Source organism: Streptococcus sp. TATVAM-FAB8, from assembly GCF_046592795.1.
Lineage (GTDB): Bacteria > Bacillota > Bacilli > Lactobacillales > Streptococcaceae > Streptococcus > Streptococcus ruminicola.
This window is the reverse complement of record NZ_JAWVPQ010000004.1, coordinates 31,537-46,631: the sequence shown is the minus strand read 5'-3', so window position 1 is coordinate 46,631 and position 15,095 is coordinate 31,537. Positions and strand designations below refer to the sequence as shown.

At 38.6% G+C, this 15,095-nt stretch carries 14 protein-coding genes; all 14 read right to left on the bottom strand.

The window, feature by feature from the left end:
- Positions 1–999: 999 nt before the first annotated feature.
- Positions 1,000–1,842, bottom strand: a complete 843-nt coding sequence (locus SFC32_RS03665; RefSeq protein WP_039697504.1) for a helix-turn-helix domain-containing protein — start codon at positions 1,840–1,842, stop codon at positions 1,000–1,002.
- Between the two features lie 154 nt (positions 1,843–1,996).
- On the bottom strand, positions 1,997–3,625 hold the full coding sequence (gene groL, locus SFC32_RS03660; RefSeq protein WP_039697446.1) for a chaperonin GroEL: 1,629 nt from the start codon (positions 3,623–3,625) through the stop codon (positions 1,997–1,999).
- Between the two features lie 69 nt (positions 3,626–3,694).
- Positions 3,695–3,979 (bottom strand): co-chaperone GroES, encoded by a 285-nt coding sequence (groES, locus tag SFC32_RS03655; RefSeq protein ID WP_039697445.1) that lies wholly within the window; start codon positions 3,977–3,979, stop codon positions 3,695–3,697.
- Positions 3,980–4,131: 152 nt separating this feature from the next.
- A complete protein-coding gene (locus SFC32_RS03650; RefSeq protein WP_411049714.1) occupies positions 4,132–4,935 on the bottom strand; it encodes an ABC transporter ATP-binding protein in 804 nt (267 codons plus the stop codon).
- Positions 4,935–6,908: an ABC transporter substrate binding protein gene (locus SFC32_RS03645; protein WP_411049715.1), complete on the bottom strand. Its 1,974-nt coding sequence runs from the start codon at positions 6,906–6,908 to the stop codon at positions 4,935–4,937. Before SFC32_RS03645 ends, SFC32_RS03650 begins: the two co-directional genes overlap by 1 nt.
- Positions 6,909–7,491: 583 nt before the next feature.
- On the bottom strand, positions 7,492–7,776 hold the full coding sequence (locus SFC32_RS03640; protein ID WP_074561150.1) for a PTS fructose transporter subunit IA: 285 nt from the start codon (positions 7,774–7,776) through the stop codon (positions 7,492–7,494).
- A gap of 26 nt (positions 7,777–7,802) precedes the next feature.
- Positions 7,803–8,636: a PTS system mannose/fructose/sorbose family transporter subunit IID gene (locus tag SFC32_RS03635; RefSeq protein WP_074561149.1), complete on the bottom strand. Its 834-nt coding sequence runs from the start codon at positions 8,634–8,636 to the stop codon at positions 7,803–7,805.
- Between the two features lies 1 nt (position 8,637).
- Positions 8,638–9,486 (bottom strand): PTS mannose/fructose/sorbose/N-acetylgalactosamine transporter subunit IIC, encoded by an 849-nt coding sequence (locus SFC32_RS03630; RefSeq protein WP_411049716.1) that lies wholly within the window; start codon positions 9,484–9,486, stop codon positions 8,638–8,640.
- A 156-nt stretch (positions 9,487–9,642) separates the two neighbouring features.
- Positions 9,643–10,137, bottom strand: coding sequence for a PTS system mannose/fructose/N-acetylgalactosamine-transporter subunit IIB (locus SFC32_RS03625; RefSeq protein WP_074561147.1), 495 nt, complete (start codon positions 10,135–10,137; stop codon positions 9,643–9,645).
- 17 nt (positions 10,138–10,154) lie between these two features.
- Positions 10,155–10,583 carry a PTS sugar transporter subunit IIA gene (locus tag SFC32_RS03620; RefSeq protein WP_074482733.1) on the bottom strand — a complete coding sequence of 143 codons (429 nt, stop codon included), beginning with the start codon at positions 10,581–10,583 and terminating at the stop codon, positions 10,155–10,157.
- A gap of 145 nt (positions 10,584–10,728) precedes the next feature.
- Positions 10,729–12,042, bottom strand: a complete 1,314-nt coding sequence (locus tag SFC32_RS03615; protein ID WP_411049717.1) for an ABC transporter substrate-binding protein — start codon at positions 12,040–12,042, stop codon at positions 10,729–10,731.
- Positions 12,029–12,712 (bottom strand): response regulator, encoded by a 684-nt coding sequence (locus SFC32_RS03610; RefSeq protein ID WP_411049718.1) that lies wholly within the window; start codon positions 12,710–12,712, stop codon positions 12,029–12,031. Before SFC32_RS03610 ends, SFC32_RS03615 begins: the two co-directional genes overlap by 14 nt.
- Positions 12,709–14,034 carry a sensor histidine kinase gene (locus tag SFC32_RS03605; RefSeq protein WP_200769394.1) on the bottom strand — a complete coding sequence of 442 codons (1,326 nt, stop codon included), beginning with the start codon at positions 14,032–14,034 and terminating at the stop codon, positions 12,709–12,711. The genes SFC32_RS03610 and SFC32_RS03605 overlap by 4 nt, the downstream gene beginning before the upstream one ends.
- Positions 14,025–14,990: a sugar ABC transporter substrate-binding protein gene (locus SFC32_RS03600; RefSeq protein ID WP_074561142.1), complete on the bottom strand. Its 966-nt coding sequence runs from the start codon at positions 14,988–14,990 to the stop codon at positions 14,025–14,027. Before SFC32_RS03600 ends, SFC32_RS03605 begins: the two co-directional genes overlap by 10 nt.
- Positions 14,991–15,095: the final 105 nt, after the last annotated feature.

Below are 15,095 nucleotides of genomic sequence, written 5' to 3'. Positions count from 1 at the left end.
AAGCCACCTTTGTCATTCAAAAGTCATCTTTGTTATCCACAATAACAAGATAAATCGCACCTAAAACAGCACCTGCAACACCTAACCAAAACATCATAAGCCTACTCCCTTCATACAGTAAGCATATCTAAAACTAAACCAACATTTTCTAACCTTAGTATACTACAGACACCATTTTTTTACGATTATTTTATATCTTTACCAAAGAAAAAAGCAAACCTTACCAAATCAAAAAGGTTTGCTTTTTCCTAAGTTTTTTAGTGTAGCTGTCAGTCTTTTCAGAAAGTTATACAGTCAAGCTGCACCAACATATTTTCAGCTGCCCCCAACTGAAAATACGATGTCAAAAGTAAATCAGTTTACAAGAATGCCTAGCTGAGTTATCAGTCGTTTTTTGGTGTGAACAATCACCTAGCTAAAACACTCTCAATAAACCTATCTCATGTCATACCTCTCGGAAATGTACTAATTTTTGTAATTGAACGCATAATACTACTAATACTACAGACGGTGTCGCTCAATAAGAAAAAAAGATATGACTTATACATCTCAATCCAAAGATTCAGATGCCATGATTAGCATATTGCTAACTCTCCTGGATAAAAATCCATCCCTTTAGAGCAATACTTTCCATTACACATGACTCCCAAAAATCAAAAGCTCCCAAACAATTGATTTATTCACATGTAAAAACATCTTGCCTAACCAAGACTAATATTGCTCTGTAAGTACTTCTTCAAATACTTACGAGTATAATATACCACGGAAAAAAGCACTTATTAGAAATTCGCAAATATGAAAATTCAATTTTTGTTTTTTCATATATGATAATTTTAAAATCTCCCTATTTTTTACGGTACAATAAGGACATAGGAGGTCATTATATGCCTAAGAAAATTTTTTTATTAATAGCACTTCTTATTCTGGCCTTTTTAATCCAAAGTCTATTCACTCTAATAAAAACCGGAAAGTTTAATCCTTCAATTTTTATTATTTATATCATTTAATAAATTGTTCCAAATGTTCCTCTAAGAGCTTAGCCATTGTAGGATTTCCTAATTTTTTAACCATTTCAATACACTCTCTCATCGGTTGAACATCATCAGTCTCACCTTTCAAATAAGCCAAGGTATCTTTTAAAAAGGTTAAAAATACTACGGTAAACATGTCTTGATAATTAATCATGCTTTCTAGCCTAGTCATAAAATAAGTCGTGTAGTAAAGCTGATTACGCTCAATCAAAGCTAAGATAATATTAATAAAGGTCAACTGCGCAGCTTTTTTATGTTGAGGAAGTGACAGATAAAATTCATTGCGTTCAGCAAGCGCTCTTCCTAAGAAAATCAAATCAGCATCAGATAAAATCGACATGGTGTTTCCAAAAAGATAAAGTTCATACTCTGTCCATTGTTCGATGCTATAGAGATATTGCGTCAAAAATTGCTTATCATCTTCTTTAATCTCATAACTTGGATCAAGGGCATAAATAGCACTGACAATATCAATCCTCGTCAAACGATTATAGGTATCAAAATTTTCGTCAGCTTCAAAATTTTTCAGCACCTCTTTAAGGCCTTCAATATCACCAGCCACTTGTAAATTAGCCAACTGGTTTCCAAGTCTAAAATAAGAACTTTCTTGATAATGATTCAGGGCGTGTCCAAATTCTGAAAAGCTCATGTGAATCGCTGAAATCGCCACTAAAAGTTTGTCTGCTGTAAGCATGCTTTGCCCATTTTCAAACTTTGATAACTGCGAAACTGACAACTTCTGACCAGCAACATCTTTTAACTTTAAGCCCCGCGCCATACGTAATTCACGATATAGCTCGCCTAAGCTCATCATTTCTTTTTCATCCACGATAACACACCCCTCTTCCTAAAAAATTGCTTTTTTTAATTATATCAAATTCTTTTTAGATAAATAAATCACATAATCAACAAAAAGAACACCTCGCTTGAGGTGTTCTTTCTAATTAATCTATTCGAATTTTGGATTAGAATCCGCCCATCATTGATGGATCCATGCCAGGAGCTGCTGGTGTGCTTGCAGCAGGTTCTGGATGGTTAGCTACAACTGCTTCTGTTGTAAGAATAAGGCTTGCGACTGAAGCAGCATTTTGAAGAGCTGAACGTGTTACTTTAACTGGGTCAATAATACCAGCTTCAACCATGTTCACCCATTCACCGTTAGCAGCGTTGAAGCCTGTACCAACTTCTGAGTTTTTCAAACGTTCAATAATAACTGAACCTTCGTAACCAGCGTTGAAGGCAATTTGACGAACAGGTTCTTCAAGAGCGCGAAGAACGATGTTACGACCTGTAGCTTCATCACCGTCAAGTTCAAGTTCAGCAACTTTAGAAATAACGTTAACAAGGGCAGTACCACCACCAGCAACTATACCTTCTTCAACAGCGGCACGTGTTGCGTTAAGGGCATCTTCAATACGCAATTTCATTTCTTTAAGAGCTGTTTCTGTAGCCGCACCAACTTTGATAACTGCAACACCACCAGCTAATTTAGCCAAACGTTCTTGAAGTTTTTCGCGGTCAAATTCTGATGTTGTTGAAACAAGTTGTGATTTAATCACGTTGACACGGTTAGCGATAGCATCTGCATCACCAGCACCTTCAACGATAACTGTGCTGTCTTTATCAACAGTTACTTTAGCTGCTTGACCAAGAGCCGCCATGTTAGCATCTTTCAACTCAAGACCAAGATCTTCTGTAATCACTGTAGCACCAGTCAAAATAGCGATATCTTCAAGCATTGCTTTACGACGATCACCAAATCCTGGAGCTTTAACAGCTACAACGTTGAATGTACCACGGATTTTGTTAAGAACAAGTGTTGGAAGAGCTTCACCATCAACGTCATCAGCGATGATAAGAAGTGGACGGCTTGTTTTAAGCACTTCTTCAAGAAGTGGCAAGATATCTTGAATGTTTGAGATTTTCTTGTCTGTAATCAAGATGTATGGATTTTCAAGGTCAGCAACCATTTTTTCATTGTCAGTAACCATGTATTGTGAAAGGTAACCACGGTCAAATTGCATACCTTCAACAACGTCAAGTTCTGTTTCCATACCACGTGATTCTTCAATTGTGATAACACCATCGTTACCAACTTTTTCCATGGCTTCTGAGATGTATTCACCAACTTTTTCAGAACGTGATGAAACGGCTGCGACTTGGGCAATAGCTTCTTTATTAGCAACTGGTTGAGCGATTGATTTCAATTCGTCAACAGCTACTTTAACAGCTGCTTCAATACCACGACGAATACCGATTGGGTTAGCACCAGCAGTCACGTTTTTAAGACCTTCGCGAACGATAGCTTGTGTCAACACTGTAGCAGTTGTTGTACCGTCACCAGCGATGTCATTTGTTTTAGAAGCAACTTCTGAAACCAATTTTGCACCCATGTTTTCAAAGTGGTCTTCTAATTCGATTTCTTTGGCAATTGTCACACCATCATTTGTAATAAGTGGTGAACCAAATGATTTTTCAAGAACAACGTTACGACCTTTAGGGCCTAAGGTTACTTTAACAGTGTCCGCTAAAATATCAACCCCACGCATCATGCTTGCGCGTGCATCTGATGAAAATTTAATATCTTTTGCCATATCTATTCCTCTATTTGATTTCTATTTATATTCCAAATAAAACTAAGTAGCTGAAGGCTACCATCTATCTTATGCTAATACAGCTAAAATTTCTGCTTCACGAACGATAGTAACTGTATCGTCACCATCTTTCACTTCGACACCTGCACCAGTTTCAATAATCACTTTATCTCCAGCTGCAACACTTGGTGCGACCAATTCACCTGTCAATGTACGGGCACCAGTGCCAACAGCTACAACAGTTGCCGTTTGTGTGCTTTCTTTGCCTGCGCCAGCAAGGACAAAACCACCAACTGTTTGTTCTTTTTCTTCTTCAACTTTCAAGACCACACGGTCACCTAATGGTTTCAACATGCTTTTGCCTCCAATATTTTTATTGTTGTTAGCACTCTTTACATTAGAGTGCTAATGTCTACAAAAACTATTCTAACACTTGGTCAAAAATAGTCAAGAAAAAAACACTAAAAAACAACTTAGACGCTAAGTCATCTAAGTTGTTTTTCTTATTACCCCAAAACCAAAGCGTCATCGTTTAGGATTTGACCACTGTTTTTATGGAAGAGGTCCATGAGTTGGGCAACGGTTAGATTTTTCTTTTCTTCGCCACGAACGTCCACAACGATTTTACCGTGGTAAAGCATAACCAAACGGTTACCATACTCAATAGCATGTTCCATATTGTGGGTAATCATCAAGGTTGTGAGTTCTTGCTCTTCAACAACTTTTTTAGTCAGTTGCATCACCATATCACTCGTTTTGGGATCGAGAGCAGCTGTGTGTTCGTCAAGAAGCAAGACTTTTGGTCGTACTAAAGTTGCCATGGCAAGTGTGAGCGCTTGGCGTTGCCCACCTGATAAAAAGGCAGCATCAGTCTTCATACGATTTTCCAAACCTAAGCCAAGCTCAGACAATTTGTCTTTGAAGAGTTGGCGTTCTGCCTCAGTGATTGATTTTTTGAAGAAGCTGCGCTTTTTCCCACGACGATAAGCAATGGCCATATTTTCTTCAATCGTTAAGTTAGTTGCTGTTCCCATCCGAGGGTCTTGAAAAACTCGGCTGATATCTTTTGAACGTGCAGCAACAGAAGCTTTGCGAATGGATTGACCATCTAGGACAATATCTCCTTCGTCAATCTCAACCACACCTGCGATAGAGTTCATCAAAGTAGATTTACCAGCACCATTTCCCCCGATAACTGAGATAAAATCACCTTGTTCAATGTCCAAGTCAAGGCCTCGCAAGACGTGATTTTCGTTAACTGTCCCTTTTTCAAAGGTTTTATGAATATTTGATAAGCTTAAAAGTGCCATTAGTCGTTACCTCCTGGAGTCAATGTTTTTGAGGGTTTAATGTGTAGTTTATTGCGAATTTCTGGAACATAAAGAATCAATGCAAGAAGGACTGCTGAAGCTAGTTTAAGCATTTGCGCATCTACATTCATGGCTAAGATAATGACAAGAACCAAACGGTACAAGATTGATCCAAGAACGATTGACCAGAGACGTTTGCCAAGTGGCAAGTATTTGACAATCACTTCAGCCAAAATAATTGAAGCCAAGCCATTAACGATTGTTCCTGTTCCCATGTTCATATCAGCGTAGCCGTTATTTTGCGCTAAGAGTGAACCAGCAAGAGCAATCAAACCATTTGAAATCATGTAACCTAGAATCTTCATACGGTCAACTTTAATCCCGTTAGCTTCCCCCATGGCAAGATTATCACCTGTCGCACGAAGAGCGAGTCCCATTTGTGTGTTCAACAAGACGACAAGTAGTAAAATCACCAAAGCCACAAAGATCACACCAATCAAAATCACAGCGTATAGTTTTGAAAGATTGAGCGCTGATGTGAGGACTGTAACCAAAGTCGTTTGACCCGCTAGGGAAACATTGGCACTACCAAGAACCAAAAGGTTAACTGAGTAAAGAGCTGTCAACACGATAATCCCTGTTAAAAGTGCTGGAATTTTCATCTTGGTATGCAAGAAACCAGCAACGGCTCCAGCTAACATCCCAGCCACAAAACCACCAATAGTCGCAATCAACGGGTTAATGCCGTTGACAATCATGATAGCTGTTGAAGCTGCCCCAAGTGGGAATGAACCTTCAGCAGAAAGGTCTGCAATGTCCAAAATACGGAAAGTAATGAAAACCCCGATTGCCATAATAGCCCACAAAAGACCTTGTGAGATAGCTGTCAAAACAATATCAAACCAAGCATTTGAAGCTTTTTTAGCTGACTTATTTGATGTTTTTGTCGGATTTGCTTTAGCAGTGCTACTTGCCTGCGTACTTGTCTTTTCACTATCATCAGTCGATGCTTTAGTTGCTTCATTTTCAATGCTACTTAAGTCAATGCCAAGCGTTTTTGCCATATCATCATTAGCAACAACATTGAGAGCTTTAGGATATTCTGCAGCAACCTTGCTTACGTCTTCACCTTTGATAATACGAACTGCTAATTTAGCTGTTTGACGACCAAGCGCCTCGTAATTGGCACCGTAAGTGAAAAGGACGCCTTGGTCAACTACGTCTGCAGAACCACCAACAACTGGAACTTTCATTTCTTTTGATAGTTCTGTAAGTAGTGAAATGGCACTGACAATCATATTATCTGTTGGAATGAAAAGAACTTGTGTCTGGCTCATCAAGCTTTTAGCCGTATCTTGCACGTCATTCGTTGATGAAATCCCTTTGGTAATGACATCAATGCCTGCTTTAGCAAATTCTTTCTGCGCTTCTTCAACTTGAACTTCTGAATTACGTTCGTTAGTGGTGTACATAATCCCAACTTTTTTCACATCAGGCATAACTTTTTGCAGTAATTCAACCTGTTTTGAAATAGGTGACATATCACTTGTCCCTGTCGCAATGCCAGCTGGTTTTTCCATGGTATCCACTAATTTAGCTGACACAGGATCTGTAACAGCTGTAAAGACTACTGGAACATCTGTTGATAGATTTGACAAAGTCTGCGCTGCTGGAGTGGCAATCCCTAGAACCAAATCATTGTTAGAAATCAAGTTAGTTGAAATGGTTTGAAGGTTAGACTGGTCACCTTGAGCATTTTCATAATCTAGCTTAAGATTCTTACCTTCGACATAACCTTCTTTTTTCAATTCATCCACAAAGCCTTTACGCGCAGCAGTCAATGATGGATGTTCCACATATTGGAGAATGCCAAGATGGACAACATCTTTGCTTGCATTTTTGTTTGACGAACACCCTGCTAAGGTGAGGGCAGCTAACATAACTGCCATTAAAGCCGTTAAACCTTTTTTCATAATTTACCTTCCTCTACTTTTTACTCACTTGTCTAAAGCATGCGCTAGACAATCTAACCTAATATCACCATTAGGGATTTCCCCTAAATCAATCACAACAAAAACCAGCTAGTTCAAAAAACTAACTGGTTTTTACGCGTATGCAAAAAAAGTAGAAACACTTAAAAGCCAGTTAGATTTTTGAGTATCTAATCGGCTTTTCAAAACAGACAAAATGCTTTAGCTTCATAGATACAAACGCAGGTGACGTTTGCATCCATGGCGGCTACAAACGTCTATCTAAAGAAACTAAAGTAATAGTATCGATTCAGTTTTTCAGTCGTTATAGACGTTAAATTAAGCATACTTTTTCTCCTGTTAAGAATAACAAATCAATGAGTGCTAGGTATTGACTTGCATCAATTGTTTTTGATTGTAAACTAGTCTACCCTTATTTTGATATTTTGTCAATATATTTTTAAAATTCAGAAAAAATAGCAATAAAAAAGTTCCTAGCACGGAGATTATCTGCTAGAAACTTTTTCATGTTGAGTGTTTGAGTAAGTATTGTAATTTTTTGTATTGTTATTTTAGAATAGTTTTTTTAAAAAGATTGGAGTTTTGTTTCAAAATCATCAATAACCTTGGCAACATTCTTTTTGCCATGGTATATGCCGTAACCAAATAGCAGCATTCCTATACTTCCAGAAATCATTAAGACAAAACCGAGAATTAGCAAAATGATGTGTTTGTTAAAGAAATAAATGAGTAAAAATCCTAAACTCGTTACTGCTAGAAATAAGGTCATCCAACGGCCTAAATTTTCAAGCATGTGTTTTTGATAAGCTATTTCAGTTTCATAACCTCTGATTAATTCTGATTTTGTCATAATAATTCCCTTCAATATCTGCTGGATTAGTAAGATAGACCTGGATTGAAGAATCCGACAAGAACACCGACAAAGGCAATGACTACTAAAAGAAGCATTACTTTGATTGGTGAGATGTTTTTCTTAGCCATCAACCACCAGCAAAAGACGATAAATAGTGCTGTTAAGAATCCTGGGTAAACAGCATCCAATTTATCTTGAAGTACCAAGTAAGGGTGTTTGGCACTACCAAGTTGGAATGATGTTTTAACTGATACCCAAGTTGCGGCAACACCACCGACAACCATACCACCAACGATTGAGACAGCTTTACGAATGGCTTGACCTTGAGCACCAACTAGGAATTCAACGGCTTTATCACCGAGTTCATATCCTTTGAAGTAGGCAAATTTCATACCAAAGTAAGCAAGCAAGTTCCACACAAGAATGTAGAAGATAGCACCGATTGGTGAGCCACCAGTTGAAAGACCAAGAGCGATACCCAAGATAACTGGTATCAAAGTACCAACGACAAGTGAATCACCGATACCAGCAACTGGTCCCATAAGACCTGCACGAAGACCGTTGATGGTTTCATCATCGACTTCTTCAGAACCATTAGCACGCGCTTCTTCAAGCCCTGCTGTGATACCAACGATAAGGGCACCAAGTTGAGGTTCAGTATTGAAGAATGCTGTGTAAGTTTGCATTGAACGCGCTTGGTCTTCTTTCTTGTCATACAATTCTTCTACGATTGGAAGCATTGATGTCAAATAACCAAAGGTTTGCATGTGTTCTTGTGAGAAACATGTCAAGTTACCGTAGTACCAATGATGGAAAGATTTCATCAAGGTTTTTTTAGTTAATTTCTTTTGAGCCATCTTAGATATCCTCCTCATCATCGTCATCAAAATCATCAGCTACTGTAGCAGTTGCTTTTACGTGTTTTGCCATTTCAAGTTCGTAGAACAATACCGCAAAAATCAATGAAATCACTGCACATGATACCAAGTTCAAACCAAGTGAAGCTGCCAAAGTGAAACCAACAAAGAATGGGATGAAGTCAGTCACTTTTTCAACAATTTGTTTCAAAAGAATGGCAATTCCGACACATGGTAGCAAAGCACCAACTGTGAAGAGGGTTTTCATTGGGATACCATCCATTGGAAGAGCATCTTTCATTGCTGTAACAGCTGTCGCACCAAGTTTACACATAATCAAAGTTGGAATAAATGAGAAGACAATGTGTGATACCCAAGGATAGAGCCAGTCAACTTTGTAAAGTTGTTTGAAGTTTCCTTTTTCAACAGCACGCCAACCGATATGTTGCCAAACAAGGTTCATTGTAGCTGTTCCGTAGAAAAGAACAGTACCAACAGTACCAACAAGAGTACCCATTGATTTAGCCAAGTTAGCCGCATCAGCTGAATCAGCTGACAAACCTTGTGAATGGATGGCTACCATTGCCAAAGGAATACCAATGTATGATACCGCACGCACATCGGCTGAAACTGTACCACCTGGTGTTACAAGCGCAATGTAAACCAATTGCATTGCCACACCACAGATGACACCTGTTTTGATATCACCAAGAATAAGTCCACAAACAAGACCACCGACAAGAGGACGACCAAGAGTATAGTTACCAATGGTTGTACCACCAAGCCCAGGCATTGAAGACAAACATGCAAACAGCCCTAGCAAAGCTGCTTGAAACCAAGAAATTGTCATAATACTTCTTCTCCTATATTAAGATACAAAGGCCGTTGACGAGTAAAGCAAAAAAAGGAGGTTGACGTTGTGTGCTTGCACACAAAGCTATCTTTTTTGCACAACTCGTAGGCCGTGTTCAATTAACAAGATACAAAGAGCTACTTTGTTAGCTCATTAATAACCAAATTTTGATTTGAAATCTGACCAGTAACCAATTGAAACGTCTGGCAACAATTGGAATTTTACTTTGTAGCCAGCTTTTTCAATCGCTTCAATGGCATCAGCTTCTTCTTGTGTGATAGATTGGTTGTTACCAAGTTTGACAGCACCTGGACGGTCGTTACATGGGCCAACGATGATTTCTTTCACATCACTTGGAACAAAACCTTGATCCACCAAGATTTTTTTCATGTCAATTGGATTTTTAGTAATCACGAAATAACGCGTATCTGAATCCAAAACTTTTTGTGATTTTTTACCAAAAGCATCTACTGACCAAACGAAGGTTTTCTTATCAGAAGCACCTTTATATGCTTGTGTCAACACTTTGTTGCTAGCTGCCGCATCGTTTACAGCAATCAAACCATCGCATGGGTATTCTTTTGCCCAACGTGTTACAGTTTGACCGTGAATCATACGGTCATCAATACGTACAAATGAAACTGTCATTTTTTCTTCCCCTTACCTTAAATATCGTCTTCTTCATCGTCTGAAACGATTTTGAATTCTTGAAGAGCTGCTTGAGCTTCTGGCAACACAGCTTGAACAAAAGCATCGCCCTCAAGCATATCTTTCATCACTGCTGAGGTAATTGCCATTGGTAAATTCATACCGCCTAAAACAATAGCGTCATCAAGTTTGCCAACTTCATCCAAGACACTGCAAGCTGTTGTCAGTGGGCTTCCGCCAACAATATCTGCAAGAACTACAACTGAATCTTCAGCTGTCAAACCTGAAATGGCTTGTCGAAAGTCTTTTGCAAAGTCATCAACTGTTTTGCCATCTTTCAAACCAATAGCGATAACTTGGTCCATTTTATCTCCCGCAAACATTGCTAGAGATGTTTTCAGACCTTCAGCAAAACCACCATGACTAACCAGTAGTAAATACTTCATAGTTTTTATCTCTCCTTCTCTGATTATTATTCTAGCAAGTCATTAAGCGTTTTCACACTCTCGATTGTCACACGCTTGGGCTGATAAATGTCATCTCAAAAATGACAATTGTCACACAAAAAACCAAGCACACGCTTGGTTCTCTTTATTTATTATTCAAATTGTCCTCAATCCTTTTTTGAATTGAAAACAAATCCGTCTCAACGCTATTTTCAGCAATGGCTTTGCTAATGAGATAATCAGCTTGCCCAATCACACTGTTATAAGTTTTAAACGTTGGCTTGGTAATTCCTTGACTTAGCATAGAGTCTAGAGTCGATACCGTCAAAGAATCTGGTCCGAAGCCTTCTTCTTTTAATTTTTCCTTAGAAGCTTTACTTTGCATGACTGACTTCAAAACAGAACTTCCCTGTGAATAATCAAAAACAGACTGCTGGGTTTCTTTATCCGTGCAGAGGAGTTTTAAAAATTCCCAAGCTGCTGATCGGTGTTTGGTTTGAGAAGAAATAGCATAAAGCGATGTTGACACTTGGGTTGCATCCACGCCTTTTTTGCTAGCAGGCATGGTGACACAAGACCAAGAAAAAGTAGAATACTTGGCTACATGATAAGGATAAGGTTTGTAGGTACGGTAAGTGGCTAAAGACATAGGTAGAAAAGCAACCTTTCCTTCGTCAAAGTCTTTACTAGTCACATCATAATTCCCATTTAAAGCTTTTAATTGCGTAATCAATGACAAAGCTTTTTTAACCTTGTCACTATCAAAATAAGCCTTCGTTCCCGTCGCATTAAACAACTTTCCTCCGTAAGCTGCGACTGCTTGCTGCCAATCATAACCTGCACAGCCATACTGGTCAATCGCCCCGTCACCATCAGTATCCTTAGTGACTTGTTTACAAATCTTATAAAAATCATCCACTGTCCAACCAGATTTTGGAATCTGGATACCTTCTTTTTTCAGCAAATCAATGTTAATACACATCATGGTTGGATTGCTTTCAAATGGCAAAGCGAAGTGTGTGTGATTGTACTCGCCGGCTTGATAAGAAGATTGGTAAAAAATCGAATCGTAAAAACTCGTGCTGATATTACTATCCAGATTTGCCAGTGCACCTGTTGAAGATAAAAGGTTAAAGTCATCTTCTGGCACAATGAAAACATCAGGCTGTGTACCCGCGACAATCTGGTCGGTCAACCAAGTCGAATAATCTGACTTTGAAATCCCACTTTCATAAACCACTTTAACGTTAGGATGCAATTTTTCAAAACGCTTAATCGCGCTATCAATGACTTTATAATCATTCCCGTTTGGCACATCCCAGCTGCTACCAGCATAGACACCAATTTTGAGAACTGTTTTTTGCTGCATGCGATAATAAGCATAACCACCAAGCCCCACGCAAAGGGCAAGCAGAAAAACAAGCAAAAAGCGATATTTTTTTAGCTTAGTCATGGTCATCAGCCTCAAAAGATTTTAAGGTAACTCCAGTTTGAACTGCCCAAATAGCTAACTGCGTGCGGTCACGCAAGTTCAATTTCGAGAGAATATTAGACAGATAATTTCTGACCGTTCCTTCCGACAAATATAATTTTGCAGCGATTTCTTTATTGGATAGTCCGAACCCAATCTGCTGAATAATACGCCACTCCATTTTATTGATATCTTGCGTTAAGCTGTCATCAACTTGAATAGCATAATTTGACTGTGCCATTTGCGAAAAAAGTTTGAATACCTTTGTCGCGATATCTGGATTCAACATGGCACGACCGTCATTAACGGTCACGACCGCATCATGCAACTCATCCATCGATGTTCCCTTTAGCAGATAACCACTGGCACCATATTTTAAGGCACTGTAAATGAAATCATCGTCGTCAAATGTCGTCAAAATAATAACTTTAACATTTGGAAAATGAGCTTTCACAGCTTTAGTGCAGACCACGCCATCCATTTTAGGCATACGAATATCCATTAAAATCACGTCTGGTTTGGCAGTTGGTAAGACTTCCAAGACTTCTGTCCCATCGCTCACTGCACCAACAACTTCTATATCAGGATAAGCAGACAAGACGATTTTCAAGGATTCTCGTATTAATTCTTGGTCGTCTGCAATAAGTACTCGTATCATTCTTCTTCTCCTTTTATTTTGGGGATATGAATGGTCGTCGCAAAACCATCTTTACCTGAAAAAGCGACCTGACCACCAATAATGGCCAAACGTTCTGTCATTTGTGTCAATCCAAAGCCGTAAGTGATTTTCTCACTACCTGTCCCGTTATCCTTAATCAACAAAACGTAATCCTCTTGATTAAGCATGCTAATCTTAATTTTTGTTGCTCGCCCATGACGCAAAGAATTAGTCACAGATTCCTGAATCACACGGAAAATCACGTCTTCTTTAGTTTTATCAAAATCGACATGGTCCCAATGATAATTCAAATCAATCTGCAAATGAGATAATTCTTGGTATTCATCGAGCATTTTTTCAAGAGCATCTTTTAAGGTACGATTCTCTAGAGCGCCTGGGCGCATCTTGTTAAGGGAGCGTCTAACGTCGACAATTCCCTCACGAACAACGTTTGACACACTCTTTAATTGCTTCTTAGCATGCTCAGGATCGAGGTCAATCAAAACCGTTACAGCATCAATCCCTGCTGAAATACCTGTTAAAGCATGCCCTATGGTGTCATGAATTTCACGCGCAATACGTCTACGTTCACGGTCCTCAGTAATCTTTTCAGACACCGCTACATATTCTTTCAAACGCGTGTTAGCCTGCGAAGCCATTAATAACTCTTCTTCAATTTTATGATTTTCCGTTACCGAATAAATGATGTAAATCATCAAAGAAATGATAAAGACAATCATATTTAGCGATACCAAGCAATTCTTGATAAAAAGAACCATCAAGCGTGTGCTAGCTGGGAAGAAATTAATGTAAACATCCAAATCTGGTGTCCGCACCAAAAGCGACAGGACATCATAATTCGATAGCAAAAGCGCCCCAAAACTAGCCAAAATAAAAAGCAACCATGATTTCTTTTCACGAAAAGTGTAAAAATCCGTGTAAGAAAAGAAGATGTCCATGAAAACCATCAAAATCAAGCCATTGTAAGACAATTGCAGAGCAAAAAAAGTAGCAAAAAGTAATATCACTTCTAAAACTGCAAGCCAATCACGTGCCCTAGTTTGCTTTTCAAAAGCACGATTACGCATATAAATCACAGCCAGAAGTCCTAAGAAAAATAAATTAGACAGCCAGAAAATCAACTCTGGTGAACTTGGGATAATATTGATTTTTTCCAACAACGACCGACTAAAACCATTTTCGATGATATATTTTGTCGCTGACAAATAAACCGTACTATAAAAAAGCACTGCTAAAAAATTAATGGCAACCAAGGCACGTTTGGCCAATTCAACATTCTTCAAAGCTTTCATCATTGCCACCCCGTGATATCTGTATTAGAAACTGTCTCACTAGTCATAAATTTGACTGGGATGACAATCTCTTTAGCCACTTTTTTTCCTTTGTCCAGCTGATAACCTGCTTGAATAGCCTTTTCGCCAATCGTTATCGGTGATTGAGCTACGGTTGCCTGAATTGATGATGTTGTTGCCAAAAGAGTTTTCATATCTGGCGAACCATCGACACCGTAAATTTTCACCGTATCCGTCAAGCCCATATTTTCAATCGCCGCTAGGGCACCAATAGCCACTTGGTCATTAAGTGCCATCACCGTATCAAAAGATTCCGCCGAATTAATCACTGATTCAACTTGCGGCATTGAGAGTTCTGTCTGACCCAAACAATCCTTACGGTCTACCACTTGATAAGCATCATGTCCTTTAATCGTATCTAAAAATCCATTGATACGATCTACCGCTGAGACTGCACTGCGATGCTCAAGTAGCAGGATTTTAGCGCTACTTTGCGATTGCATCAAATTTTGAGCACACAAAACGCCTGCTTGATAATTATCAGAGACAATGGTTGTATCAACTGAAGAATTATCAGACAACTGACTGTCCACAACCACAACTTTAATACCTGCTTTTTTAGCTTTTTTCAATGCCTTGATCAAGCGACTGCTATTAGCGTCAACGGGATTGATGATAATGACATTAACCTTTTTTTGAATAAAAGATTCAATCTGCTGCGCTTGCTTATCAACATTCAAGGCTGGATCTCTGGTGTAGAGAATATCATTTTTTTCTTCAACGATTTTATCAATTTCATTATTTAAAACCTTATAAAAATCATTATTCATGGTCATGTAGGTTGCCCCGATTTTGACCCGATTAGCATTATAAGGCACTAATTTATAATGGAAATAAATACCAAGCATCGCAAAAAGTGCTATAAAAGCGCTTACCACAATACCTAAAATTTTTCGATTTTTCATCTTATACCTTTTACTTAACAAAATAACAACACTCAAACGTAGTTTTATTATAACACGTTTAAAATGTATAGACAATTTACCTCCATAGAACAAACAATAAAACGG

Excerpts from the sequence above, each read along its gene's own strand:
- SFC32_RS03665 (WP_039697504.1), bottom strand. The coding sequence starts at position 1,842 with ATGAGCTTAGGCGAGCTATATCGTGAATTACGTATGGCGCGGGGCTTA.
- groL (WP_039697446.1), bottom strand. The coding sequence starts at position 3,625 with ATGGCAAAAGATATTAAATTTTCATCAGATGCACGCGCAAGCATGATG.
- groES (WP_039697445.1), bottom strand. The coding sequence starts at position 3,979 with ATGTTGAAACCATTAGGTGACCGTGTGGTCTTGAAAGTTGAAGAAGAA.
- SFC32_RS03650 (WP_411049714.1), bottom strand. The coding sequence starts at position 4,935 with ATGGCACTTTTAAGCTTATCAAATATTCATAAAACCTTTGAAAAAGGG.
- SFC32_RS03645 (WP_411049715.1), bottom strand. The coding sequence starts at position 6,908 with ATGAAAAAAGGTTTAACGGCTTTAATGGCAGTTATGTTAGCTGCCCTC.
- SFC32_RS03640 (WP_074561150.1), bottom strand. The coding sequence starts at position 7,776 with ATGACAAAATCAGAATTAATCAGAGGTTATGAAACTGAAATAGCTTAT.
- SFC32_RS03635 (WP_074561149.1), bottom strand. The coding sequence starts at position 8,636 with ATGGCTCAAAAGAAATTAACTAAAAAAACCTTGATGAAATCTTTCCAT.
- SFC32_RS03630 (WP_411049716.1), bottom strand. The coding sequence starts at position 9,486 with ATGACAATTTCTTGGTTTCAAGCAGCTTTGCTAGGGCTGTTTGCATGT.
- SFC32_RS03625 (WP_074561147.1), bottom strand. The coding sequence starts at position 10,137 with ATGACAGTTTCATTTGTACGTATTGATGACCGTATGATTCACGGTCAA.
- SFC32_RS03620 (WP_074482733.1), bottom strand. The coding sequence starts at position 10,583 with ATGAAGTATTTACTACTGGTTAGTCATGGTGGTTTTGCTGAAGGTCTG.
- SFC32_RS03615 (WP_411049717.1), bottom strand. The coding sequence starts at position 12,042 with ATGACCATGACTAAGCTAAAAAAATATCGCTTTTTGCTTGTTTTTCTG.
- SFC32_RS03610 (WP_411049718.1), bottom strand. The coding sequence starts at position 12,712 with ATGATACGAGTACTTATTGCAGACGACCAAGAATTAATACGAGAATCC.
- SFC32_RS03600 (WP_074561142.1), bottom strand. The coding sequence starts at position 14,990 with ATGAAAAATCGAAAAATTTTAGGTATTGTGGTAAGCGCTTTTATAGCA.